2 protein-coding genes are annotated in these 3,288 nt (G+C 43.6%); both read right to left on the minus strand.

Annotated elements, in window-relative coordinates; translation table 11 throughout:
* Positions 1-740: 740 nt before the first annotated feature.
* Complete coding sequence (locus F6K37_RS35610) at positions 741-1,658, minus strand: polysaccharide deacetylase family protein (RefSeq protein ID WP_229414304.1); 918 nt, start codon at positions 1,656-1,658, stop codon at positions 741-743.
* 129 nt (positions 1,659-1,787) lie between these two features.
* Positions 1,788-3,288 (minus strand): bifunctional pantoate--beta-alanine ligase/(d)CMP kinase (locus F6K37_RS35615; protein WP_287255615.1); only part of this gene is annotated, 1,501 nt, incomplete at its 5' end.

Here is a 3,288-nt window from a genome sequence, read left to right on the forward strand (position 1 = left end):
TGATCAGATTCAGGAATACCCCAGTGATATTGGACTTTGGATAAAACTTTGTAACTTCTTTTCCTGCATCAAAAATCCCCCCATCTAATATCAAGTCTGGTTGAATACCCATAATTAAGGAGAGAGTTGGGAGATAGGGAGATAGGGAGATGGGGAGATGGGGAGATAGGGAGATTTTTATTAAGGGTAATTATCCCGACATGATATAAGTGAGGGTAAACCCATCTAATTTAGTAGAAATTGTAACATAAAAAAACTGATTAACTTAATTTTTTTTTTAATTCGAATAAATCCCATCCTAAAGCGGTGCGACAAGGGGCGAAGTTTCCTCACCAAGGGAACGGGCACCAACAGAGGCAGTTTTTTTGTTCAAAGTCAACGAATTTTCCGCTGACTTTGAACAAAAATCAAAGGAGGATTTGCTTACGCAACCACAATGTAGAGTACTCTCAAATCGACTAAAACAGGGCAAATAATTGATAATCAATCGGGCTTATGGAGAATAAACAGGTTAATTATGGATTTTTGATACTATTGTTTACTTTTTGACTGTAATTTTTAATACAAATTTATCGGCGTTTAACCTGGGGGAAAAGCCCATCAGCCCAAGACTATGAATCCCTGGCAGCAGACGTAAAAGAGATTAAACAAAGGCTTACCTGTTTTATTAAAAAGCTGACGGCTGACGGCTGATAGCTGAATGGTTACCTAACGATTAACCGTTGATAAGTAATTACATGTCACTTCTGTTCTTTTTGTGCTATCTCCAACTCTTTTTGTGCCATATCCAACAATTCTGGTACGGTCACAAACTGGTAACCTTGCTTTCTCAATTCAGTAATAATTACCGGTAAAGCTCGTATCGTCTTGGCACGATTGCCGCCACCATCGTGGAGTAGCACAATTCCTCCCGGTTTCGCTCTGCGGAGAACATTATAGGTCAACCGACGTTGGTTTACCGAGTAATCCTCTGAGTCAGCTGACCATTTTACAATCACGTAATTTTTTTTTCGGGCGTAAGCCACTAAGCCATTGTTCATTATCCCCCCAGGGGGTCTAAACAAAGAGGTCTTAACGTTAATAGTTTTGTAAATCCGTGCTGTGGTATTATCAATTTCCTTAGCAGCTGCTAAGGGATTATGATAGTAATAACTATGGTTCCAACTATGGTTGCCAAGGGCATGACCATGGTCCACAATTTTCTTAAGCTCTTCTGGATATAGATAAACATTTCTCCCTACCACGAAGAAAGTTGCCTTAACATCATATTTTTTAAGGATGTGTAGGACATCGTTAGTCATCTTCGGCCAAGGACCATCGTCAAAGGTCAAGGCAATTACTTTCTGTGGAGTTTTAAGCTCAACGTCCTCGATATATTTTCCCCGAAATTGCGGAGGAACATAGTTAATCTGCTTGCCTCTCTCTTGCTCTGCCCATTTAGCAATACCTTGCTGCAAACCTTTATCTGGCGGCTTAGTTAACGTTTCAACCTTCTTTGAGTCAGTTTGCTGCTGTGGCATTTGCCTAGTGATTAGTGCAGCAATATTTTGGTTAGCCCATCGACTTGTTTTCAAGGTGTAGCCAGCCATACAACTTAGAATAGCAGCAATTATAATCCATGTACTGCGCGACCAGAATAAGCCCTCACGTTTTGCCAAAATTGGTCTCCTTTGCTCCTGCAAAAATACCAGGAAAGTAAATTATCATCTATAACTAACCATCATCTTATATACTGGTGGCTAGCTGTTGCCTAATTGTCTGTTTAATTGTCTGTTTAAGATTAGCGGTCAGCCATCCGGTGACAATTGCTGATAGTAGATATTGACAAGACAATCGGTAACTTCTGCAATACTCATACCATCGGTTTGTACTTCAATAGCATCAGCTGCCTTGCGCAAGGGGGCTACAGCACGGGTGCTGTCCTTCAGGTCGCGCTGTTGAATCTCCTGCTCCAGCTGTTCTAAGCTCACCTCTTGCCCCCGGTTTTTCAGGTCTTGCTGACGGCGACGTGCCCTTTCTTGGACAGAAGCCGTTAAGAATACTTTGACTTCTGCATTGGGAAAGACATGGGTGCCAATGTCACGACCTTCAGCCACTAATCCTCCTTGACGACCCCAGCGCTGCTGTTGTTTGAGTAACTCACGGCGTACTGAACTCAGGGCAGCCACTGTAGACACTTTGGCAGTAACGGACTGTGAGCGAATGACCTGGGTAACTTCTTCTCCATCAACCCACACCTGAATCCCAAACTCTCCCGGTTGATTATTAGTCAGATTAATTGTACACTTACTGACTAATTCTGCGATCGCAAGCTCATCCTCCAAGTCAATACCGGCTTTGAGCACCCGCCATGTCACAGCCCGGTACATGGCACCAGTATCAAGATACATCAATCCTAACTCTTTGGCTACCAAACGGCTAACGGTAGATTTTCCAGCTCCAGCCGGACCATCAATGGCCACAATCGGTTTGCGGTGGGACAGGAGTATATTGTCAATTAAACGAGTTGTACCTAAGTGAACTGCGATCGCTAATAATCCTTGCTCTTCAACCTGTTCGAGGGGAGTGAGAGTAACAGGATGTACTAATTCCACATACTCGACCTGGATATCCTGGGTTCCAGCTAATTCTGACATAACCCTCTCAATCAGATTGATGCGATCGCATAATCCACCTTGAAACGCTTTCTGAGCGCTACGCAACCCTTGATAGAGTAATGATGCTTGGGCTTTTTGCTCTGGTGTCAGGTATTGATTGCGAGAACTACAAGCGAGTCCCGACTTTTCCCGCACAATCGGACAAGGAACAATTGTCACTGGTAACTTTAAATCTGCCACCATACGCTGGATGATTGCCAACTGTTGGGCATCCTTTTGACCAAAATAGGTTCTGTTTGGTCGTACCAAATTCAACAGCTTGACCACAACAGTTGCCACACCCTGAAAAAAACCAGGACGAGAGACACCACATAGGACAGAAGTCATGGCTTTGGGTGGAACCACTTGAGTCAATTCATCACCCTTGTCCGCAGTGGGCATTGGATTGTCACCATACAACTGATCCACAGTGGGAGCAAAAATTGCATCAACTCCAATCTGTTGGCAAAGTTCTTGATCCTGAGCCAATCCACGGGGGTACTCCTGAAAATCCTCTGTCGGTGCAAACTGAAGAGGATTAACAAAAATACTAACAATCACCAGAGAATTTTCTCGTCTTGCCCGCTCAATTAAGCTTAAGTGACCGCTGTGCAAGGCTCCCATAGTGGTTACTAGACCCACTTCCTTGCCA

This window comes from Moorena sp. SIO4E2, from assembly GCF_010671945.1.
Taxonomy (GTDB): Bacteria; Cyanobacteriota; Cyanobacteriia; order Cyanobacteriales; family Coleofasciculaceae; genus Moorena; species Moorena producens.